We start from the raw sequence: 22621 nt of genomic DNA on the forward strand, positions 1-22621 counted from the left end.
CTAGCGTATGATTGTAGCGTCTTTATATAAGAAGTTGTAATCATACGTTTTTTATATGAGCACATAGTTTATTCTAATTAATTTATGATGTACTTGTTTAATATTAAAAAAAGAAAACCACTTGAGAATTGAATACAATCAATAATCAAGTGGTTTGTAAATAGTGAAATAGACGATAATTATTCTTCGTCAGACATCATTTGTTTAACACGTTTAGCTTCTTTTTCACGTACTGATTTGTTTAATAATTTCTTTCTTAAACGAATACTTTCAGGTGTTACCTCTACTAATTCATCATCATTGATAAATTGTAACGCTTCTTCAAGTGTTAGTACTCGAGGACGGTTCATAGTTTGTGTTTGGTCTTTCGTAGCAGAACGTACGTTAGTTTGGTGTTTTGTTTTAGTGATATTAACTGTTAAGTCATTTTCACGGTTATGTTCACCAACAATCATACCTTCATAAACTTCAGTACCTGGCTCCATGAAGTTAACGCCTCTGTCTTCTAAACCTAAAATCGCATACGTACTAGCAGAACCTTGATCCATTGAAATTAATGCACCATTTCTTCTGCCACCGATTTTAGCTTTAATACGAGGTCTGAATTCTTCAAATGTATGGTTGATAATACCATAACCACGTGTCATTGACATAAATTCTGTAGTATAACCAATCATTCCACGTGCTGGTACCATAAAGATAAGACGAGTAAGACCATTATCAGTCGTCATCATATCTAACATTTCACCTTTACGTGCACCTAAAGATTCAATAACAGCACCAGAATTTTCTTGAGGTACTTCACATTGAACTCTTTCAAATGGTTCACACATAACGCCATCAATTTCTCTAATGATAACTTGTGGTTTAGATACTTGAAGCTCATAACCTTCACGACGCATATTTTCAATTAAAATAGATAAATGTAATTCACCACGTCCAGCAACTACCCAAGCATCTGGTGAATCTGTTGGTGTAACTTTTAATGATACGTCTGTTTCAAGTTGTTGATCTAAACGTTCTTGAATTTGACGTGCTGTTACAAAATCACCTTCACGTCCTGCAAACGGTGAATTATTAACTCTAAATGTCATCTCAAGTGTTGGTTCATCAATACGTAATACTGGTAACGCATCTTGATGATCATGTGGTGTAACTGTTTCACCTACGTTGATATCTTCCATACCAGAAACCGCAATTAAGTCCCCTGCTTGTGCTTCTTCAATTTCTTCACGTTTTAATCCGAAGTAACCAAATATTTTTGTTACACGGAAATTTTTAACGCTACCATCTAATTTGATCAGTGATACATTATCTCCTACACGCATTTTACCTCTGAAAACACGTCCTACACCGATACGTCCAACATAGTCATTATAATCTAATAACGCTACTTGGAATTGTAATGGTTCATCACTATTATCAACTGGTGCTGGTACGTAATCGATAATAGTTTCATATAATGATTGCATGTTTTCATCTTGTTGTTCTGAATTTAAACTTGCAGTTCCATTAACAGCTGAAGCATATACAACAGGGAAATCAAGTTGTTCATCGTTAGCTTCTAATTCGATAAATAAATCTAATACTTCATCAACTACACCTTCTGGTCTTGCAGATGGTTTATCAATTTTATTTACTACTACCACTGGTTTTAAATTTTGTTCTAATGCTTTTTTAAGTACGAAACGTGTTTGAGGCATTGTACCTTCATACGCATCGACTACTAATACAACACCATCAACCATTTTCATGATACGTTCAACTTCGCCACCGAAGTCAGCGTGTCCTGGTGTATCTAAGATATTAATTCGTGTACCTTTATAGTCAACCGCAGTATTTTTCGCAAGAATTGTAATACCACGTTCTCTTTCTAAGTCATTAGAGTCCATAGCACGATCGTCAACATGTTCGTTCTCTCTAAAAATTCCTGATTGCTTTAATAATTCATCTACTAACGTCGTTTTACCATGGTCAACGTGCGCAATAATTGCTATATTACGTACATCTTCTCTTATATTCGTCATATTATAAATTTCCTTTCTTAAGTAAACTCCCACTTTTAATTACAACTTTTTTATTATATCATAGATTAGAGAAAAAATAAGTAAAAGGTGGGGTATGGGATGCAACAAAAAAAATCTAAAGGCATTTTCTGGATATTCTCAATTTTAGCTTTAATCTTTTTATTGCTATTTAGCTTTAGTATTGGTGCAGCAAATGTTCCAATGATGATTTTAACATTTATATTACTCGTTGCAACATTTGGCGTCGGTTTCACAGTGAAAAAGAAATATCGCGAAAATGACTGGTTATAGATGATATAACCCAATATCAATAAAATAAAACTTTATTTAAAATCAAGTGTTAGTTGCAATTTATTATAAGATTCATTGATTAAAATGGCTGTCTCATGGTTAGTCAAACGAATATTAATCAACATGATTAAACATTTGAGAAATATCCATTTAAAATCTTGGCATCATCGAACCATAACTACTTTCTCCTTTTGTGGGAAGTATTCTTACAAATATGTTTATTTAAATTTTAAATAAAAAGACAAAGCCTGGAACGTAATACGAAGTCCCATGCTTTGTCTTTTATTATATTAATTACCAAAACGTTTTTTATGATGTGTTCTTAAAGTACCTTCATGATCTTTTAAGTATTTCTTCATTATTTCATCGTGTAATGAATGATTGGCCATGACAATAGAATTGGGGTGAGTAATAGATAACGTTTCTCCAAGTAAATTCGTTCCTTTTCCACCGACTTCATTGAGTATCATTAAACCACCAGCATAATCCCATGGTTGTAGTCTTGGCGTCAGATAGGCATCTAATTGTCCTTTAGCTACACTCACAATTTCCAATGCTGCACTGCCATAAGCTCTTGCACTACGTGCATCATTCACTATTGGTGCAAAAATGGGCCCCATAATAGGTTTAGTTAGCCAATTGGGGTTAATGCCAATAATACTTGTTTTTAAATGCGTGTCATTTAAAGGTTCTAAAGCATGATTATTTTCAAATGCACCTTCCCCTACTTTGGTATGATATAAAATATCTCTCATCACATCGTATACAAAGCCAGCATATGGTTGACCATCGTGATAAATACCAATTGAAATAGCGAAGTTTTCTTGTTGATGAACAAAGTTTAACGTGCCATCTATCGGATCAACTACCCAAACGATTCCAGACGTATCAATCAAGTCATGACCATGACCCTCTTCGCCAATCACTTTATGCTCTGGATAATTTTGATGTATCATATCATAAATATAATCTTCAGTTGCTTTATCTACATTTGTTACTAAGTCATTAGGATTAGATTTAGTTTCAATATTTAATTCATCTTTCATCATCAAGCGTACTTTATTACCCGCTTCTAATACTAACCCTTTTGCAAAATCGTAAAGTGCCATGGTATCATCTCCTATTTATCTCTATTATACATGATTATGGTCTTGATTTTATATTTATAGGCTCCCCTATTTTTAACAATTTATGCATTCTTTTGAAACTGCAATTTAGAATTTTAATGCTTTGTTATGCTACAATAATTTTAATCATTATCCTAGGAGGCAAATCATGACTAAATACACATTTTCACCTCAAAATTTTAAAGCCTTTGATGTGGATGGCTTAGATGCTAGAATGGAAGCACTCAATGAGCATGTTAGACCGCAATTGCATCAATTAGGAGAGTATTTCACTGAATACTTTACAACTCAAACAGGTGAAACATTTTATCCTCACGTGGCAAAACATGCTAGAAGAAGTGTCAATCCACCTAAAGATACGTGGGTTGCATTTGCTCCAAATAAACGCGGCTACAAAATGTTACCTCATTTCCAAATCGGCTTATTTAGAGACCAATTATTTATAATGTTTGGTGTCATGCACGAAGCAAAAGATAAGGCTGAACGAGTTAAAATATTTGATAAACATTTTGATACGTTAAGAAACCTACCGTCAGATTATAGCATTTGTCTTGATCATATGAAGCCTGAAAAGACGCTTATCAAAGACTGTACTGATGTGCAATTACACGAAGCCATTGATCGTGTCAAAAATGTTAAAAAAGGTGAATTCTTCGTAGCTAGATCTATTACACCAGATGACCAAAGGTTAAAAACTGATAAAGCTTTTATTCAATTTGTTGAAGAAACATTTGATCAATTCTTAAAATTCTATTCTGCTTAAGTCAAAAGAGTTTCACGATATTTGAACCTGCGACATTCACTCATGTCCAGGTTTTTTTGTTTCGCAAAATATTTTTAGGTTGACCTAAAAAAACATTAGGTTAATATATCAATATATTTTAAGTTAGAGGTGAGTTTTGTTTATGAATAAGCAATCAGTCGACCAAGAACATCAAAAAAGCTTAGACGAAATTAATAATACGATTGATTTTGACTATAAAAGTAATTCAAGTCAAAAACTTTTGGCTTTCTTAGGACCTGGATTATTAGTCGCTGTGGGATATATGGATCCAGGTAACTGGATAACTTCTATGCAAGGTGGCGCACAATTTGGATATACCCTCCTATTTGTAATACTAATTTCTAGTTTAGCTGCAATGTTATTACAAAGTATGACAGTAAGATTGGGAATTGCTACGGGTAAAGATTTAGCTCAAATGACGCGACATTTTTTATCTAAACCCATCGCGATTATTTTCTGGATAATCGCAGAATTAGCTATCATTGCTACAGATATTGCCGAAGTTATTGGTAGTGCAATTTCACTTAATTTACTATTTAATATTCCATTGATAGTTGGCGCTTTAATTACAGTATGTGATGTATTTTTATTATTATTTATTATGAAATTTGGATTTAGAAAAATAGAAGCCATAGTAGGTACACTTATATTTACAGTTTTAGCCATTTTCACCTTTGAAGTTTATATTTCTTCACCTAATATATTGAATTTATTAAATGGCTTTGTACCACATACTGAAATCATTACGAATCAAGGTATCTTATATATTGCTTTAGGTATCGTAGGGGCAACTATTATGCCACACAATCTATATTTACATTCTTCTATTGTTCAATCTCGGAAATATGATAGAAATAACAATGAAGATAAAGCACAAGCCATTAAATATGCAACGATTGACTCCAACATCCAATTATCCGTTGCATTTGTAGTTAATTGCTTGCTATTAACACTGGGGGCAGCACTTTTCTTCGGTACTAACACTGATGAATTAGGTGGATTTTACGATTTATACCACGCTTTAAAAACACAACCATTATTAGGTGCAACATTAGGTGGTGTCATGAGTACCTTATTTGCAGTTGCTTTACTTGCTTCAGGACAAAACTCAACAATTACAGGGACATTAGCAGGTCAGATTGTAATGGAAGGTTTCTTGAGATTACGTATACCTAATTGGCTCCGTCGTCTCATCACACGTTCTTTAGCTGTTATTCCCGTTATTATATGCTTAATCATCTTTAATGGTAATGCCGCCAAAATTGAACAATTATTAGTATTCTCACAAGTATTTTTAAGTATAGCGTTACCTTTTAGTTTAATACCACTGCAATTAGCAACTAGTAATAAAAAGTTAATGGGACCATTTATTAATAAAACATGGGTTAATATTATTTCATGGTCACTTATCATTATTTTAAGTATCTTGAATGTCTACCTCATTATCCAGACGTTCCAAGAATTGTAAAATCAAAATTTTAATAAAAACCGGTTGAATGCCTTAGCATTTCAACCGGTTTTTGATATATCATGATACTTGTATAAATTTATTAATAGGTATATGGTTTGTCCTTTTGTTGATGTTCTTTTAATTCTTTTTCAGGATCCCACTCATCTTTCTTAGAAATATCCTCTTGATGATTATTTACAGCATGGTCAGTTTTAGGTCTCTGTTGATTAGATTTTGTTAATAGCATAATACCTGCAATGAACCATAAAATCATAGCTATGATATTCGTTGCCATAATACCAACCACTGCTGCAGCAATTAATAAACTGGCTCCCAATTTATGTCTGCCTTTTACTGTTAATGCACCAACAATACCTAAAATAGTAGAAAATGCAAGCACACCCATAGATAAGGCGATCGAAGCAGTAAGCATCTCCATCGACATTTCTTGATTTCCGCCCATCATTTGATTAACCATTTCCTTATTTTGAGATGCACCACTTCCTGATTTCATCGCAAAATAACCTATGATTACAAATAGTAAATATAAACTACTTAAACCATTCGCTATCCATGCTAATATCAATTCAGTTTTTCTTTTCATTACAGTACCTCCTTTAACTCTTACATTAATCATACTAAAAACTATCTTTACATGCTATTCAATATCATAAAAATCTATTTATAACAAAAAATACCAAAAGTGAATGTTAATTATCACTTTTGGTATTGTAATTAATTATTTTTGATTGTCATTTTCGTCAATTTTTTGATGATCTTGTTTCACTTGATCTCTCATATCTTTTTCCGTATCACCAAACATTTGACGACGTTCTTCATAGTTCATTCTTCTTTGACTAACCGCACTCGGTTGATTCTTGCGTTTTTCTTTCATACGTTGATTATATGCTTTACGCTTTTCTTTCTTCTTAGCACGAATTTCAGCTTTTTCTCGTTTGCGTTGCGCTTTAAGCTCTTTAGGATCAACTTGAGGTTCTTCATTATATTGATTAGATGACTCTACATCATCTTGCTCATGATATACATCTTGATTATTTGTAGAAGCCTTATCTGAAGATGACTTTTTATTATATTTTGCTTGACGTGATAATATTGTCGGTTCTTCATCGTGCTCATTATCGTCTGAACGATATTCACTTTCTACAGCACGTTTAGGGAACTGTTCATATTTATCATCATATGATTCTTGTTCGTTTTGTATTTGATCTGTTGAACCTGTTGTTGTGTCAAATGCTTGTTCTTTACGCTCCATGCTACGACGTGATGGACGTCTACGCTGTTGTGGCTCTTCAACTGGTTCACTTTCAGTTTCATTATGATGCGCATGAGCTTCTTGTTCTGGCATTTCCTCATATGGTTGATAACCATATCCACCATTATAATAGCTCGGTACTGTTTCAACCTTATTCTTTCTAACAAACATCATAATAGCAATGATGAAGAATAAAATTGGAATAATTAATGTTACTACAAGTAATACTAAAGGTATCGTGATGATTGCAGATAACAAGAATAAGAAACCAGATAGAATTCTAATGTTCATAGAAATTAAAGCTAAAAATGAAATCAATAAACAAACGATGAAATACACTATAATAGCCCAAACACCATTTTGTAACCATATCACAAATTGTGTAGTACTTAAGCTATTATTTGCTAATACTTGTTGAATAAGATCATTATTATTTAATGTATTCTCTAAGTTAGCAATAGATGTATCATTACTAAATGACACTAAAGCTATAAACATCGTGACTATTGTCAAAATTAATAAGAATACCCAACTAAGCCACCCTAAAACCTTTTCTGTTAGTCGACTGACTGGACGTTTAATTTGAGTATATTGCTCTCCTGTCATTCGTTACAACTCCTTACTTTACTTATCAAGTTATTATATCGAATATAACAAAAAATAACTACCATTTTCATTTTACTTTAACGACATTTTAAAATTTAAAAAACTTTCGTTATAATCACTTAATGTATCTTGACCTAAATCTTGATATACTTCCAATCTTTGTTGTTCTTTTTTAGTTGGATAAAATCGATGATCGTTTCTAATATCTTTTGGTAACATCTTTCTTGCTTCTTTATTTGGTGTAGCATAACCTACCCATTCAGTATTCTGCTTATTATTTTTTTCATCTAGAAGAAAATTCATAAAGCGATATGCGCCTTCTTTATTTTGTGCCGTTTTAGGTATTACCATATTATCAAACCATAAATTTGATCCTTCTTTTGGAATAACATAATTGTATTTGTCCCCTTCTTGAACTAATGGTGCAGCGACTCCACTCCATACAACTGCAATACTTCCTTCGTTTTGTTCAAGCATCATTGTGATTTCATCACCTACAACACCTCTGACTTGTGGCGCTAAATGATGTAAATCAGATTCCGCTTTTTTGATATGTTGTGGATTTTTATCATTCAAACTATATCCTAATTTATTAAGTCCCAAACCTATTATTTCTCGAGCACCATCAACTAATAATACTTCATTTTTATATTTAGATTTATACAAATCTTGCCAACTATTAAAAGACTCATTAGGGTACTTATCTTTATTATATAATATTCCAACTGTTCCAAAGAAATATGGCAATGAATATTGATTATGTCGGTCATATGGCATATTCATATAATCTGAATCTAAATTTTTAATATTAGGTATTTTCTTATGATCTAATGGTTCTAATAAATGTGCACGTTTTAATTTTTGCACTGTATATTCGCTTGGAAAAGCGACATCATAATGTGTGCCTCCATTACGAATTTTAGCTTCCATAGCTTCATTCGAATCAAATGTTTCATAAACCACTTGGATACCTGTTTCTTTTTCAAACTTTTTAATGAGGCTTGGGTCAATATATTCTCCCCAATTATAGACATAAATTTTTTGATTAGTGTCTGTATTTTCTTTCGATTTAAACCATTGACTTATACCTAAACATAAAACACCGACAATAATTGACATCAAAATCAATTGTAAAAATCGTTTCATGTATTGACACCTCGTTTCGGATGCTTTTTACGTTGAACGAGGTGTTGAATTGCATAGTAACCAATAACACCTATCACGATTACACCGAATAAAATTGTTGAAATTGCATTAATTTCCATGCTTATACCTTTTCTAGCCATTGCATAAACTTCTACGGATAATACACTGAATCCATTACCTGTTACGAAGAAACTCACTGTAAAATCATCTAGTGAATAAGTTAATGCCATAAAGAAACCACCGATGATCGCTGGCATAATATTCGGTATAACCACACTACTTAATAATTGCGATTCTGTAGCACCTAAGTCTCTAGCAGCATTCAACATGCTATCATTCATTTCATATAATTGTGGCAATACAACAATAACAACAATTGGAATACAAAATGCGATATGAGATGCTAACACTGTCCAAAATCCAAGGCCTAATCCTGTAAAATGACCAATTGCAGTAAACATAATTAAAAATGATGCACCAATAACAACATCTGAAGATACCATAAGCACATTATTGAGCGTTAATAACGTGACTTTAAACTGTTTATGTCTCAAATGATATATTGCAATCGCACCAAATGTTCCAATCAATGTAGAAATTGCTGCTGCTATTAATGCGACGGCAACAGTATTAAATATGACTGACATTAATTTATCATTTTGGAATAAGGTTTGATAATGTTCTAGTGTGAAATGTTCAAAATTAACCATATTACCTGCTGAATTAAACGAATATACCATTAAAAATAATATAGGTATATATAATACAGCTATTAATATACCTATATATAGCTTGCCATACCATTTCACACGACTCACCCTTTCCTATGATTAGATTTTGATTTTGTCATAATTAAAATAAATGCCATAAAAATGATTAGGAATAACGCTATTGTTGAACCCATACCATAATTTTGAATAGTTAAGAATTGTTCTTCGATAGCTGTACCAATATTGATTACTTTATTACCAGCGATTAAACGCGTAATCATGAATAGTGATAATGCAGGTATAAAGGTCACTTGAACACCAGTCATAACGCCTTCCCTCGTTAGTGGCACAATCACTTTACCAAATGTTGTCAGAGGATTAGCGCCTAAATCACTTGATGCTTGTAGTAAATTATTAGGGATTGCTTTCATACTATTAAAGATTGGTAATATCATAAATGGTATATAGATATAACTTGATACTACTATGAATGCGCCTGCTGTAAATAACATATTAATTGGAGATAGATTAAAGATGTTAAATAATTGATTGATTAATCCATCATGACTTAACAAACCAATAAATGCATATGTTTTTAATAATAAGTTAATCCATGTAGGAATAATCATAATCATCAATAGTAAATTCTGATATTTAGATTGAGCGATATAATAAGCTGCTGGATAACTTATCAATAACGTGACAAGCGTAATAATCACAGCAAATAAGATAGAATCAGCAAACATTTTTAAATAACTCAATGTAAAAATATTTTCATAGTTAGTTAAGCTAAAATGACCTTGATTATCTAAAAAAGAATAATAAACAAGCAATACTACTGGAATAATTATGAATAGTACCATCCAAATCAAGTATGGAATGAGCAATAAACGATTAGTATTACGCATTTTCAACATCCTCATAACTTTCAATTCGTTTATCAAACTCTTCTTCTGTTTCACCTGGTACCATGATGTGAATTGCTTCTGGCTCAAAGTATAAGCCAACTTCACTACCTACTTCAGCTTTACGTGTTGATTGGATAACCCATTCATATCCCTTTCGATCAACCACACAAATTTCGTAATGTACACCTCTAAAGAGCATAGAATCTACTTTTACTTGGAACAAACCTTTATCTGCTTCAATCAATGAAATATCTTCAGGACGAATCACAACTTCTACTTTTTTATTTGCAGGTATCCCCATATCTACACAATCAAAATCTTGACCATAAATATTTACAACATAATCTTCTACCATTCGACCTTCTACAATATTAGATTCTCCAATAAAATCAGCTACGAAACGGTTGACTGGCTCGTCATAAATATCGTTTGGTGTTCCAAATTGTTGAATTTTACCATCTTTCATAACAAAAATATAATCACTTAAAGCTAGTGCTTCTTCTTGATCATGTGTAACAAAAATAAATGTAATTCCTAAACGTGATTGTAATTCTCTTAGTTCATATTGCATTTCAGTTCTTAATTTTAAATCTAAAGCTGAGAGAGACTCATCTAGTAATAGAATTTCTGGTTCATTAACAATGGCTCTAGCGATAGCTACACGCTGTTTTTGACCACCACTCATGCCATTAATATTACGGTCTTCATAACCTGATAGCTTAACAAGTCGAAGTGCTTCTTCTACCTTTGCTTTAATAGCGTTTTTACTCATTTTCTTTAATTTCAAACCGTAGGCGATGTTCTCGAACACATTAAGATGAGGAAACAAGGCATAATCTTGGAAAACGGTATTTACTTTACGTTTGTTTGGGGGTAATTTTCCAATTGGCTTATTTTGATAAATCACTTCTCCTTGGTCAGGATACTCAAAGCCGGCAATTAATTTTAAAATGGTTGTTTTACCACAACCTGAAGGTCCTAATAATGTATAAAAATGACCTGATTCTATGTCTATATCAATTTCATTTAATATTTGAACGTCATCATATCCTTTGCTTACGCCTTTAAACGATAATAATGGTGCCAATATTCACAACTCCTTATAAATATGATGCTGTTGCAACAATTAATATTTTCACTTCCTGCTTTCCTTCATTAAAAAGACGATGATCATCATTTGCTTTAAAGTAAAACACATCTTCTTTACTGGCATGGTAACAAACATTACCCAATTGCAACGTCACTTGTCCTTGTAAACAATAAACGAATGTATCCGATTCTGAAGGGTTAAATGTTTTATACGATGCACCAGGTTTCAATGTTAAAAGTAGTGGTTCCATCTCAAATTCATTAGATTTAGTAACTAGCCAATTTAGAATATAGCCTCTATCGTATTCATCATAGATGACTTGCTCTTCTTTTTTATAAATGACTTTTTGTTGTTCTGTTTCTTTAAAGAAGTCACTAGCCGATGTTCCTAGAACCTCTAAGATATTTAGAAATGTTTCCATACTAGGCGATGCATTTTGACTTTCAATCTGGGATATGTATCCTTTAGATAGATCTGTTCTTTCTGCCAATTCCTCTTGTGTTAAATTTTTAATTTTTCTCAGATTTTTCAATTTATATCCTATTTCCATAATGAAACCACCTAAAAAGAGCTATATTAAGTTTACTTTTATCAAACATTTTGTTTAACGCTTAATAAAAATACCAAAATATAGCTCTACAATCAATACTTTTTATTGTTTTAAGACAAACATTTTACATTCACAACATTTTGCTTTTTGTTTAGTCAGTTTTACTTAAGATTTTGCAGAAAAAACTTGTTGATCAGGGTTCTTATTTACCTCTTGGACTACCTTATAGCTATTATAACCACTACTTTTTTCAAATTCTTTAAAAAGTTGCTTCTCTTCAGCTTTACCAGGCACAATTTGTTTGAAATTTTGATAAGCTTTTTTAACTGCTTCACCTTTAACTGATGATTCATAATAGTTCTCAATTTTATTAAAGAAATGAATGACATCCATCATTTCGTCATTTGTCCAATCTAAATCTAATGGGTATTGATATTCCAAGTTGATTCACTCCTATAGTTTAATTAGATTACAGAATTAGTGTATCTGAGATGATTTAAACTGACAAATCGTTTATCAATGATAAGCCCATATAGACTAATATTCACAAGTGAGTATCATTAACTTTATTGTAATAAAACAACAAAAAAACTGGCAACAAGTACTGTTGCCAGTTTAATTTAACGTCATGTTAAATTACATAGTATGGATTGGGTAGCCAATTGCTTTTTCAGCTGCTTCCATAGACATTTCACCTAAAGTTGGGTGAGCATGTACAGTTAATGCAATATCTTCAGCATTCATACCTGATTCGATTGCTAAACCTAATTCAGAAATAATATCTGAAGCGCCAGTACCTACTACTTGAGCACCAATTAATGTGTCATCTTCTTTAAGTGTAATTAATTTAACGAAACCGTTTGTATCATCTAATGATAATGCACGGCCGTTAGCTGCATAAGGGAATTTAGAAGCTTTAATTGATAAACCTTCTTCTTTCGCTTGAGCTTCAGTATAACCTACTTGAGCTAATTCTGGTTCAGTGAAGCATACTGCAGGCATACCAATGTAATCAACTTCTGCTGCTTGTCCATCAATAGCTTCTGCAGCTACTTTTGCTTCATAGCTTGCTTTATGAGCAAGAGGTAATCCTGGAACGATATCACCAATTGCATAGATATTATTGATTGAAGTACGGCTTTGTTTATCAACTTCGATTAATCCGCGTTCACCAAATTTAAGACCTAATTCTTCTAAGCCTAATTCATCAGTATTTGGACGACGACCTACAGTTACTAATACATAATCCGCTTCGATAGTTTGCTCTTCACCTTTAGCTTCATAAGTAACTTTTACGCCATTTTCAGTTTCTTCAGCTGATTTAGCCATTGCTTCAGTAACGATTTCGATACCTTTTTCTTTCATGCCTTTTTTAACTGGTTGAGTCATTTGTTTCTCAAAGCCACCTAAGATATCTTTAGCACCTTCAAGAATAGTCACTTCAGAACCAAAGTTAGCAAATGCAGTACCAAGTTCTGAACCGATATAACCGCCACCAACTACTACTAATTTACCAGGTACTTCTTGTAAGTTTAATGCACCTGTTGAATCGATAACACGGTTACCAAATTCAAAATTAGGAATTTCAATTGGTCTAGAACCAGTTGCAATAATTGCATTTTTGAAATTGTAAGTTTGAGCACTCTTTTCGTCCATTACACGTAAGCTATTGTTATCAACAAAGTAAGCTTCGCCTTTAACGATTTCAACTTTATTACCTTTTAATAATCCTTCAACCCCACCAGTTAATTTATTAACAACTGATGATTTGAACTCTTGAACTTTTTCATAGTTTAAAGAAACACTTTCAGCAATTACCCCTAAGTTTTCTGAATGTTGTGCTTCAACAAAACGATGAGATGCGTGTAATAAAGCTTTTGAAGGAATACAACCAACGTTTAAGCAAACGCCACCTAAATTACCTTTCTCAACGATTGTTACTTTTTGTCCAAGTTGCGCTGCACGAATTGCTGCAACATAACCTCCAGGACCTGCTCCGATTACAATAGTATCTGTTTCAATTGGGAAATCTCCAACTACCATCTTTTTACCCCTCCATTAATAATAATTCTGGATTATTTAATAAACGCTTGATGTGATTCATAGCATTTTGTCCAGTTGCACCATCAATTTGTCTGTGGTCAAAGCTTAATGATAATGCAAGAACTGGAGCAGCTACAATTTCTCCATCTTTAACAATCGGTTTTTGAGCGATACGCCCAATTCCTAAGATAGCTACTTCTGGGTGATTAATAACTGGAGTGAACCATTGTCCACCAGCTGAACCGATATTACTGATTGTACATGTTGCACCTTTCATTTCATCAGATGTTAATTTACCGTCACGTGCTTTTACAGCAAGTTCGTTAATTTCATCTGAGATTTGGAAGATTGATTTACGATCTGCATGTTTAACAACAGGCACTAATAAACCTCTGTCTGTATCTGCAGCGATACCAATGTTCCAATAGTGTTTGTGTACAATCTCTCCAGCTTCTTCATTAAATGATGTATTAAGTGCTGGATATTTTTTAAGTGCAGAAACAAGTGCTTTCACTACATATGGTAAGAAAGTAAGTTTTGTACCTTGTTCAGCTGCGATTTCTTTGAATTTCTTACGGTGATCCCATAATTGTTGAACATCAATTTCATCCATTAATGTAACATGTGGTGCTGTGTGTTTAGAATTAACCATTGCTTTGGCAATTGCTTTACGCATAGCTGGGATTTTTTCAGTTGTTTCTGGGAAGTCGCCTTCTGGTACTGATTGAGTTGCTGCTGTAGTTGTAGTCTCTTCAGAAGTACTTGCTGCACTTTCATTAGATGTTGCTTGAGTAGCGCCACCGTTTAAGTGTGCGTCAATATCTTCTTTTGTGATTCGACCATTTTTACCAGAACCAGCAACTGCTTTAATATTCACGCCATTGTCACGTGCATATTTACGTACTGAAGGCATTGCTTTAATTGTTCTATTTTCATCAACTTCAGCATCTTGAGTATTTGCTGCAGGTTGACTTTCTTGTGATGAAGCACTTTCTTCTTTTGCTGCTTCTTTTTTTGGTTCTTCACTTGATGAATCATCACTGTGATTACCTTTGAATTGCATTTCTTCAGCATCTGGTGCATCAATTTTAACAATAATGTCACCAACAACTGCTACTGTACCCTCATCTACTAATACTTCTTCAACTGTACCACTTACTGGTGAAGGGATTTCTACAACAGATTTGTCATTTTGGACTTCTGCTAAGACATCGTCTTCTTCAATTGTATCTCCAGCTTTTACAAACCATTTTACAATTTCACCTTCGTGGATACCTTCCCCGATGTCGGGTAATCTAAATTCAAATGCCACGGTCTTTTTCCTCCTAAGATTTTCTTAATAAAGAAATCACTTTTTAATTTAAACTTTATTTAAAGATTAAAACTCTAAAGTTGCTTTTGCTTTTTCTACAATATCATTTTTGTTTGGTAACCAAACATTTTCAGCTTGAGTAAATGGATATACTGTATCTGCTGCTGCTACACGTGCAATAGGTGCTTCTAATGAAAGAATTGTACGTTCAGCTAATTCAGCTGCAACTTGTGCACCAACACCTGCTTGACGTTGAGCTTCTTGAACGACTACAGCTCTGTTCGTTTTTTCAACTGAAGCAACTAATGTATCGATATCAATTGGTTGAACTGTACGTAAATCAATCACTTCAACTGAATAACCTTCTTTTTCTAATTCTTCAGCTGCTTTTAATGATTCTTGTACCATTGCACCGTATGCGATTAAAGTAATGTCATTACCCTCTTTTTTCACATTAGCTTTTCCAATATCAATTGTGTATTCTTCTTCAGGAACTTCTTCTCTGAATGAACGATATAATTTCATATGCTCTAAATATACAACTGGATCATTACTTCTAATTGAAGAAATTAATAATCCTTTAGCATCATATGGGCCTGATGGGATAACCACTTTCAAACCAGGAGATTGAGCTAAAATACCTTCTAAATTATCTGCGTGCAATTCTGGTGTATGCACACCGCCACCAAATGGGCTACGAATAGTTACAGGTGCAGTTTTAGAACCACCTGAACGGAAACGAGTACGTGCAATTTGTCCAGCTACTGAGTCAAATACTTCAAATACGAATCCTAAGAATTGGATTTCCATTACAGGACGGAAACCTTCAACAGCTAAACCTAAAGCTAAGCCACCAATTCCTGATTCTGCAAGTGGTGTATCGAATACACGATCTTCACCAAATTCTTTTTGTAAACCTTCAGTAACACGGAATACACCGCCGTTAACACCAACGTCTTCACCGAAAACTAAAACGTCTTCGTCATTTTTAAGTTCAGTTTTAAGCGCATCATTAATCGCTTGAACCATTGTCATTTGTGCCATGGCTTACTTCGACTCCTTCTCTTTGTAAATTTCATATTGTTCTGCTAAATTTTGAGGCATTTCTTCATACATAATTTCCATTAGAGAAGTAACAGTTTGTTTTTCTGTTTTGTCGGCCTCTTTAATAGCTGCTTTGATGTCTGATTTAGCACGTTCAATAACTTCATTTTCTTTGTCTTCGTTCCAAAGACCTTTATTTTCTAAGAATTTTCTGAAACGAACTAATGGATCTTTTTTCTCCCATTCTGCGTCTTCATCTGAAGTTCTGTAACGTGTAGGGTCGTCACCAGCCATAGTATGTGGTCCGTAACGATATGTCATTGTTTCGATTAATGTTGGGCCTTCACCTGCAACTGCACGTTCACGAGCTTCTTTAGTAGCTTGATATACTGCTAATGCATCCATACCATCAACTTGGATACCAGGGATACCAACAGCAATTGCTTTTTGAGCTAATGAAGTTGCTGCAGTTTGTTTACTACGTGGTGTTGAAATCGCGTAGTTGTTATTTTGAATAACAAAAATTGCTGGTGCTTTATATGCTGAAGCAAAGTTAATACCTTCATAGAAGTCACCTTGAGATGAACCACCATCACCAGTATAAGTAATTGCAACTGCATTTTTGCCTCGTTTTTTAAGACCAAACGCAACACCTGCTGTTTGAACATACTGTGCACCGATAATGATTTGTGGACTCAGTGCATTCACACCCTCAGGGAATTGGTTACCTTTAAAGTGGCCTCTTGAGAATAAGAATGCTTCAGTTAAAGGTAAACCATGCCAAATAATTTGTGGCACATCACGATAACCAGGAAGAATAAAATCTTCTTTTTCTAACGCATATTGAGATGCTAATTGTGATGCTTCTTGTCCAGCTGTTGGTGCATAGAAACCTAAACGACCTTGTCTATTTAAAGAAATAGAGCGTTGATCAAGAATACGTGTCCATACCATTCTTTCCATTAATTCTACTAATTCTTCATCTGTTAAATCAGGTACTAAGTCTTCATTTACAACGTTGCCATCTACGTCTAAAATTTGAACCATTTCAAATTTCGACTGTGTGTCATTTAGTACTTTTACTGCATCGAATTGGGCTTGTAACTTAGGAGCCATTCAATTCACCATACCTTTCCCATATATAAATAGAAATTCATTTTATCCATAACAATTGTATCACAAATAAATAAGCCTGTTAAACGATTTCATAAAGTTCTGTTTCATAGAAAAAAGATACAGACACAAGAACTGTACTACTACATTCTTCATATCTGTATCAGTCAAGGAATTATTTTAATTGATCTACATCTTGCTTTTCCTTATTTACCTTATTCATCGCTTTTGAATACGCTTTAAACTTCTTGTTCATGTCTTTATATGCTTTGCCTAATTCTTTTGATTTTTCATCTACTTGGTCTTGTGTTGCACCATCTTTATTGATGAAACTAAACAGTGATTTTTCTTTTCCAAGCGCTTTTTTGTAAGCCTTTGCATAATCGCTATGTGATTTATATTTATCTTTAATTGCTTTATCTAATTCTTCAACTTCTTTTTTCTTATCTTTATTATCGATATTATCGATATGTGATTCTGCCTTTTTAAATTCTTTTTCAGAATCGTCTAACGCCTTTTCTTCTTTCTTAAATTCCTTTTCACGTTTTTCTACATTTTCAACAATGTCATCAGCTGCTTTTTCTCTTGTTTGTTGGTCTTTCTCGTTAGCCTTTTTAAATAACTTTTGTTTTTCTTCTTCTAATTTATTAATTTTTTTACTCACATTTGCAACTGGTTTCTCTTTATCAAAAGCATTTTGGACTTGTTCATCATATGCTTTAATTTCTTTTTTATCTGTTGTACATCCAGCTAATAACACTGCCGATGTTGCAACAACCGCTATTGTTTTGTTTAATTTCATTTCTGTATCCTCCTCAAAGTTGTACGCTTGTTATCATAAATAAATCTCTCTCATAAATCAATGAAATTGGATAAGCGTCTGATCTCTGTTTAATTACTAATCATTAGAGGTTGAGACATAAAGTTTTTGTGCTTCTGGGAAACCGATTAACGGCGTCCCAAAAGCAGGATTATCGGCAGAAGGGACCCAACATAGAGAAATTGGTATTCCAATTTCTGCAAATAATGCAAGTTGGGCAAACGCTCACGATTCGACAAAATTCGGAAAACAATTCAAATGAACAAACTCAACTATTGAGTTTGTAAGAACTACTAACCTATGAATAAGGAAGTAGTTCTTTATCATCGTTCGGTTCTGCTCAAATCCTAAACGCTTTTGTCCCGACCTATTATAATTCACACATATATCACGTTGACGTATCTTTCTATTCAATTTTTAATGTCACTTTCTAAACACATAATATGTCATGTGTATTCTTATTTTAACTTTTATTTTCATTTTCTACTAACAATCTAATTTACTTCAATGTACTTCTACCTATTATATTTGGTATATTTGTAGTTAAGGAAGGTGTCAGACATGATAACAATGAAAGATATAATAAGAGATGGTCATCCTACACTTCGTGAAAAAGCTCAAGAATTAAGTTTTCCTTTATCAAATGAAGATAAAGAAACATTAAAAGCTATGCGAGAGTTTTTAATCAATAGTCAAGATGACGACATCGCTAAAAAATATGGTTTACGCTCAGGTGTAGGTTTAGCCGCACCACAAATTAATGTATCAAAAAGAATGATTGCCGTGTATTTACCAGACGACGGAAATGGAAAATCTTATGATTACATGCTAGTTAATCCAAAAGTGATGAGTTACAGTGTTCAAGAAGCCTATTTACCAACTGGTGAAGGTTGTCTAAGTGTAGACGAAAATATCCCAGGTTTAGTTCATCGTCATAATAGAGTTACAATTAAAGCTCAAGATATCGATGGTAATGACGTTAAATTACGTTTAAAAGGCTATCCTGCTATCATTTTCCAACACGAAATTGATCATTTAAATGGTATTATGTTCTATGATCATATTGATGATGCTAATCCATTAGCACCGCATCCAGATGCAGTAGAAGCATAATTTGATTTAACCTCGAAAGTAACATGACTTTCGAGGTTTTTTATTTAATAGATTTCAATCAAATAAAACAATAGCCTTTAAATAAATAAGTTTGAAGCTGTGTCTAAAGTTAAATATTGTTTTTCTCTATTCTAAATACAGATTAAAAGTTCTTACTATTATATGTGTCTGTTCGCTCACTTAATGATAAAACTGCTTTATTTCTTTTAGTACATCATGTAAAATATACATTAACTGAAATCTTAGTGAATTAATCCTATTTTTCAAAATTTGAACGACATGATTTCCCTGGAAAACATACTCGGCAGTGAAATTAAATAATTATAGTTATATATTTATTTAGATTAGCTAGTATGTCTATTATTAAATTTAAATACACATACTTTTATTGAAGAACAATATCAAAGACAAAATCTGATTTCTATCTTTAATAACCCGAGCTATCAACCACGGGACTTGAATAAATATTAAAAACAATCCTTAGGAGGAATTATATCAATGGCAGTATTTAAAGTATTCTATCAACATAATAAAGATGAAGTAATCGTGCGTGAAAATACGCAAACGATTTATGTTGAAGCACAAACTGAAGAACAAGTAAGACGTTATTTAAAAGACCGTAATTTTAATATCGAATTTATCACTAAATTAGAGGGCGCACATTTAGATTACGAAAAAGAACATTCAGATCATTTTAATGTGGAGAATGCTGAATAATGAAGCAATTACATCAAAATGAAGTAGGTGTATATGCACTTGGTGGTTTAGGTGAAGTAGGTAAAAACACATATGCTATCGAGTACAAAAATGAAATCGTGATTATTGATGCAGGGATTAAATTCCCAGATGATAATCTACTAGGAATTGATTATGTAATTCCTGATTACACTTACTTAGAACAGAACCAAGATAAAATCGTTGGTCTGTTTATCACTCATGGACACGAAGATCATATAGGTGGTGTGCCCTTCCTATTAAAGCAAATTAATGTACCTATTTACGGTGGTCCATTAGCTTTAGGTTTGATTAGAAACAAATTAGAAGAACATAATTTATTACGTACCGCTCAATTAAACGAAATTAATGAGGATAGTGTGATTAAATCCAAACACTTTGAAATATCATTCTATCTAACAACACACAGTATCCCTGAAGCCTATGGTGTTATTGTCGATACACCTGAAGGTAAAATTGTTCATACTGGTGACTTTAAATTTGATTTCACACCTGTAGGTGAACCAGCAAATATTGCAAAAATGGCTAAATTAGGTGAAGAAGGCGTACTTTGTCTGCTTTCTGATTCTACAAATGCATTAGTTCCGGACTTTACGCTTAGTGAACGAGAAGTAGGACAAAATGTTGATAAAATTTTCCGTAATTGTAAAGGTCGTATCATTTTCGCGACATTTGCTTCGAATATCTATCGTGTTCAACAAGCTGTTGAAGCAGCAGTTAAGCATAATAGGAAAATTGTTACATTTGGTCGTTCAATGGAAAATAATATTAAAATAGGTATGGAGCTCGGATACATTAAAGCCCCACCAGAAACATTTGTAGAACCTGGAAAAATCAATAATATCCCTAAACATGAATTACTTATTTTATGTACTGGTTCTCAAGGTGAACCAATGGCAGCATTATCTCGTATCGCTAATGGTACACATAAACAAATCAAGATTATCCCAGAAGATACTGTCGTATTTAGTTCATCACCTATTCCAGGTAATACTAAGAGTATAAATCGTACAATTAACGCTTTATATAAAGCTGGTGCAGATGTTATTCATAGTAAAATTTCTAACATCCATACTTCTGGACATGGATCACAAGGCGATCAACAATTGATGTTACGTTTAATCCAACCTAAATACTTCTTACCTATTCATGGTGAGTATCGTATGCTCAAAGCACATGGTGAAACTGGTGTTGATTGTGGCGTTGACGAAGATAACGTCTTTATCTTCGATATCGGAGATGTACTTGCTTTAACTCATGATTCAGCACGTAAAGCAGGTAGAATTCCATCAGGTAATGTACTTGTTGATGGTAGTGGTATTGGTGATATCGGTAATGTTGTTATTAGAGACCGTAAATTATTATCTGAAGAAGGCCTAGTTATTGTTGTTGTAAGCATTGACTTCAACACAAACACATTACTTTCTGGTCCTGATATCATTTCACGTGGCTTTGTGTACATGCGTGAATCTGGTCAACTAATTTATGATGCTCAACGTCGTATTAAAACTGATGTTATTTCTAAATTAAACCAAAATAAAGACATTCAATGGCATCAAATTAAATCATCAATTATTGAAACTTTACAACCATACTTATTTGAAAAAACAGCTCGTAGACCAATGATCTTACCTGTCATTATGAAAGTTAATGAAGATAAAAAGAAATAATATTAAAATATCCCATAAGCAACTATCATTCTAATGATATGGCTTATGGGATTTCTTTATAAAAAATGGTTTAGCCAAGATCATTGACTAAACCATTTTTTATTTAGCTATATTCTTTTCAAATCGACCTAAGTCATTATCATGACCAATCATGATTAGGATATCACCAATTTCAATATTTAAATTTGGATCTGGTGACACAATAAACTGCTTACCTCTTTTAATCGCAATAATATTAATACCATATTGCGCACGAATATCTAAATCAATAATTGTTTGGCCAGTCATTTTTTCAGTAGCTTTTAATTCAACAATAGAGTGTTCATCTGCTAATTCTAGATAATCGAGCACACTCGCACTAGCCACATTGTGTGCAATACGACGGCCCATATCACGTTCTGGATGGACAACCGTATCCGCACCTATTTTATTTAATATTTTAGCATGATAATCATTTTGTGCTTTGGCAGTTACCTTTTTAACACCTAATTCTTTTAAAATAAGTGTTGTTAATGTACTAGATTGAATATTTTCACCGATAGCAACAATAACATGGTCAAAGTTTCTTATTCCCAAACTTTTCATGACTGCTTCATCAGTAGTATCCGCTACTACAGCATGCGTCGCAATATCACTATATTCATTAACTCTGTTCTCATCACTATCAATGGCCATAACATCCATATCTAAGGCGTTAAGCTCTCTAACAATACTGCCACCAAAGCGTCCTAAACCAATTACTACGTATTCCTTTTCCATATAGTCCTCCGCTTATTACACATTTAAATAACAACGATCAAATCAACTTT

At 33.1% G+C, this 22621-nt stretch carries 22 protein-coding genes; 6 read left to right on the top strand and 16 right to left on the bottom strand.

Annotated elements, in window-relative coordinates:
* Positions 1-179: 179 nt before the first annotated feature.
* On the bottom strand, positions 180-2027 hold the full coding sequence (gene typA, locus JX000_RS08345) for a translational GTPase TypA (RefSeq protein WP_002450674.1): 1848 nt from the start codon (positions 2025-2027) through the stop codon (positions 180-182).
* Between the two features lie 99 nt (positions 2028-2126).
* Here typA and JX000_RS08350 point away from each other — a divergent pair, with 99 nt between their 5' ends.
* Positions 2127-2318 (top strand): DUF5325 family protein, encoded by a 192-nt coding sequence (locus JX000_RS08350; RefSeq protein WP_023375088.1) that lies wholly within the window; start codon positions 2127-2129, stop codon positions 2316-2318.
* 290 nt (positions 2319-2608) lie between these two features.
* On the opposite strand, the gene JX000_RS08355 is transcribed toward JX000_RS08350, so the two are convergent.
* Positions 2609-3427 (bottom strand): inositol monophosphatase family protein, encoded by an 819-nt coding sequence (locus JX000_RS08355; RefSeq protein ID WP_075778516.1) that lies wholly within the window; start codon positions 3425-3427, stop codon positions 2609-2611.
* A 166-nt stretch (positions 3428-3593) separates the two neighbouring features.
* Between JX000_RS08355 and JX000_RS08360 the strand changes: the two genes are divergently transcribed.
* Together JX000_RS08360 and JX000_RS08365 are read left to right on the top strand one after the other, a co-directional pair.
* Positions 3594-4208: a YktB family protein gene (locus JX000_RS08360; RefSeq protein ID WP_049424258.1), complete on the top strand. Its 615-nt coding sequence runs from the start codon at positions 3594-3596 to the stop codon at positions 4206-4208.
* A 142-nt stretch (positions 4209-4350) separates the two neighbouring features.
* Positions 4351-5697: an Nramp family divalent metal transporter gene (locus JX000_RS08365; RefSeq protein ID WP_049424256.1), complete on the top strand. Its 1347-nt coding sequence runs from the start codon at positions 4351-4353 to the stop codon at positions 5695-5697.
* A gap of 82 nt (positions 5698-5779) precedes the next feature.
* Here the strand turns inward: JX000_RS08365 and JX000_RS08370 are convergent, their stop codons facing one another.
* From JX000_RS08370 to JX000_RS08430, 13 genes are all read right to left on the bottom strand, one after another.
* A complete protein-coding gene (locus JX000_RS08370; RefSeq protein ID WP_002450679.1) occupies positions 5780-6283 on the bottom strand; it encodes a DUF4064 domain-containing protein in 504 nt (167 codons plus the stop codon).
* Between the two features lie 135 nt (positions 6284-6418).
* A complete protein-coding gene (auxB, locus tag JX000_RS08375; protein ID WP_002450680.1) occupies positions 6419-7558 on the bottom strand; it encodes a lipoteichoic acid stability factor AuxB in 1140 nt (379 codons plus the stop codon).
* 72 nt (positions 7559-7630) lie between these two features.
* Positions 7631-8704 carry an ABC transporter substrate-binding protein gene (locus tag JX000_RS08380; protein ID WP_002450681.1) on the bottom strand — a complete coding sequence of 358 codons (1074 nt, stop codon included), beginning with the start codon at positions 8702-8704 and terminating at the stop codon, positions 7631-7633.
* A complete protein-coding gene (locus tag JX000_RS08385; RefSeq protein WP_002450682.1) occupies positions 8701-9513 on the bottom strand; it encodes an ABC transporter permease in 813 nt (270 codons plus the stop codon). The genes JX000_RS08380 and JX000_RS08385 overlap by 4 nt, the downstream gene beginning before the upstream one ends.
* Positions 9514-9518: 5 nt before the next feature.
* Complete coding sequence (locus JX000_RS08390) at positions 9519-10322, bottom strand: ABC transporter permease (protein ID WP_002450683.1); 804 nt, start codon at positions 10320-10322, stop codon at positions 9519-9521.
* On the bottom strand, positions 10315-11409 hold the full coding sequence (locus JX000_RS08395; protein WP_002450684.1) for an ABC transporter ATP-binding protein: 1095 nt from the start codon (positions 11407-11409) through the stop codon (positions 10315-10317). Before JX000_RS08395 ends, JX000_RS08390 begins: the two co-directional genes overlap by 8 nt.
* A gap of 13 nt (positions 11410-11422) precedes the next feature.
* Positions 11423-11962: a helix-turn-helix domain-containing protein gene (locus tag JX000_RS08400; protein ID WP_002450685.1), complete on the bottom strand. Its 540-nt coding sequence runs from the start codon at positions 11960-11962 to the stop codon at positions 11423-11425.
* Between the two features lie 165 nt (positions 11963-12127).
* Entirely contained in the window at positions 12128-12403 is a 276-nt protein-coding gene (locus JX000_RS08405; RefSeq protein ID WP_002450686.1) for a UPF0223 family protein, read from the bottom strand.
* Positions 12404-12598: 195 nt separating this feature from the next.
* Positions 12599-14005, bottom strand: a complete 1407-nt coding sequence (gene lpdA / locus JX000_RS08410; protein ID WP_002450687.1) for a dihydrolipoyl dehydrogenase — start codon at positions 14003-14005, stop codon at positions 12599-12601.
* 4 nt (positions 14006-14009) lie between these two features.
* Positions 14010-15317 (bottom strand): dihydrolipoamide acetyltransferase family protein, encoded by a 1308-nt coding sequence (locus JX000_RS08415; RefSeq protein WP_206140628.1) that lies wholly within the window; start codon positions 15315-15317, stop codon positions 14010-14012.
* A gap of 66 nt (positions 15318-15383) precedes the next feature.
* Positions 15384-16361 (bottom strand): alpha-ketoacid dehydrogenase subunit beta, encoded by a 978-nt coding sequence (locus tag JX000_RS08420; protein ID WP_002450689.1) that lies wholly within the window; start codon positions 16359-16361, stop codon positions 15384-15386.
* A 3-nt stretch (positions 16362-16364) separates the two neighbouring features.
* On the bottom strand, positions 16365-17477 hold the full coding sequence (gene pdhA, locus JX000_RS08425) for a pyruvate dehydrogenase (acetyl-transferring) E1 component subunit alpha (RefSeq protein WP_015365191.1): 1113 nt from the start codon (positions 17475-17477) through the stop codon (positions 16365-16367).
* 172 nt (positions 17478-17649) lie between these two features.
* A complete protein-coding gene (locus tag JX000_RS08430; RefSeq protein ID WP_002450691.1) occupies positions 17650-18276 on the bottom strand; it encodes a YkyA family protein in 627 nt (208 codons plus the stop codon).
* Positions 18277-18855: 579 nt separating this feature from the next.
* On the opposite strand from JX000_RS08430, the gene def reads away from it, so the two are divergent.
* From def to rnjA, 3 genes are all read left to right on the top strand, one after another.
* A complete protein-coding gene (gene def / locus JX000_RS08435; RefSeq protein ID WP_002450692.1) occupies positions 18856-19407 on the top strand; it encodes a peptide deformylase in 552 nt (183 codons plus the stop codon).
* Positions 19408-19905: 498 nt separating this feature from the next.
* Positions 19906-20124: a DNA-dependent RNA polymerase subunit epsilon gene (locus tag JX000_RS08440; protein WP_002450694.1), complete on the top strand. Its 219-nt coding sequence runs from the start codon at positions 19906-19908 to the stop codon at positions 20122-20124.
* The gene (gene rnjA, locus JX000_RS08445; protein ID WP_049423571.1) at positions 20124-21812 is read left to right on the top strand and encodes a ribonuclease J1; all 1689 of its coding nucleotides are present in this window, start codon (positions 20124-20126) and stop codon (positions 21810-21812) included. Before JX000_RS08440 ends, rnjA begins: the two co-directional genes overlap by 1 nt.
* Before the next feature lie 99 nt (positions 21813-21911).
* Here the strand turns inward: rnjA and JX000_RS08450 are convergent, their stop codons facing one another.
* Positions 21912-22571 (bottom strand): potassium channel family protein, encoded by a 660-nt coding sequence (locus JX000_RS08450; RefSeq protein WP_002450696.1) that lies wholly within the window; start codon positions 22569-22571, stop codon positions 21912-21914.
* Positions 22572-22621: the final 50 nt, after the last annotated feature.

The sequence above is a fragment of the Staphylococcus sp. SB1-57 genome, assembly GCF_017086425.1.
Classification (GTDB): domain Bacteria; phylum Bacillota; class Bacilli; order Staphylococcales; family Staphylococcaceae; genus Staphylococcus; species Staphylococcus warneri_A.

Bases quoted from the DNA above. Each gene is read 5' to 3' on its own strand.
- typA (WP_002450674.1), bottom strand. From the start codon at position 2,027: ATGACGAATATAAGAGAAGATGTACGTAATATAGCAATTATTGCGCAC.
- JX000_RS08350 (WP_023375088.1), top strand. From the start codon at position 2,127: ATGCAACAAAAAAAATCTAAAGGCATTTTCTGGATATTCTCAATTTTA.
- JX000_RS08355 (WP_075778516.1), bottom strand. From the start codon at position 3,427: ATGGCACTTTACGATTTTGCAAAAGGGTTAGTATTAGAAGCGGGTAAT.
- JX000_RS08360 (WP_049424258.1), top strand. From the start codon at position 3,594: ATGACTAAATACACATTTTCACCTCAAAATTTTAAAGCCTTTGATGTG.
- JX000_RS08365 (WP_049424256.1), top strand. From the start codon at position 4,351: ATGAATAAGCAATCAGTCGACCAAGAACATCAAAAAAGCTTAGACGAA.
- JX000_RS08370 (WP_002450679.1), bottom strand. From the start codon at position 6,283: ATGAAAAGAAAAACTGAATTGATATTAGCATGGATAGCGAATGGTTTA.
- auxB (WP_002450680.1), bottom strand. From the start codon at position 7,558: ATGACAGGAGAGCAATATACTCAAATTAAACGTCCAGTCAGTCGACTA.
- JX000_RS08380 (WP_002450681.1), bottom strand. From the start codon at position 8,704: ATGAAACGATTTTTACAATTGATTTTGATGTCAATTATTGTCGGTGTT.
- JX000_RS08390 (WP_002450683.1), bottom strand. From the start codon at position 10,322: ATGCGTAATACTAATCGTTTATTGCTCATTCCATACTTGATTTGGATG.
- JX000_RS08400 (WP_002450685.1), bottom strand. From the start codon at position 11,962: ATGGAAATAGGATATAAATTGAAAAATCTGAGAAAAATTAAAAATTTA.
- lpdA (WP_002450687.1), bottom strand. From the start codon at position 14,005: ATGGTAGTTGGAGATTTCCCAATTGAAACAGATACTATTGTAATCGGA.
- JX000_RS08420 (WP_002450689.1), bottom strand. From the start codon at position 16,361: ATGGCACAAATGACAATGGTTCAAGCGATTAATGATGCGCTTAAAACT.
- pdhA (WP_015365191.1), bottom strand. From the start codon at position 17,477: ATGGCTCCTAAGTTACAAGCCCAATTCGATGCAGTAAAAGTACTAAAT.
- JX000_RS08430 (WP_002450691.1), bottom strand. From the start codon at position 18,276: ATGAAATTAAACAAAACAATAGCGGTTGTTGCAACATCGGCAGTGTTA.
- def (WP_002450692.1), top strand. From the start codon at position 18,856: ATGATAACAATGAAAGATATAATAAGAGATGGTCATCCTACACTTCGT.
- JX000_RS08440 (WP_002450694.1), top strand. From the start codon at position 19,906: ATGGCAGTATTTAAAGTATTCTATCAACATAATAAAGATGAAGTAATC.
- rnjA (WP_049423571.1), top strand. From the start codon at position 20,124: ATGAAGCAATTACATCAAAATGAAGTAGGTGTATATGCACTTGGTGGT.
- JX000_RS08450 (WP_002450696.1), bottom strand. From the start codon at position 22,571: ATGGAAAAGGAATACGTAGTAATTGGTTTAGGACGCTTTGGTGGCAGT.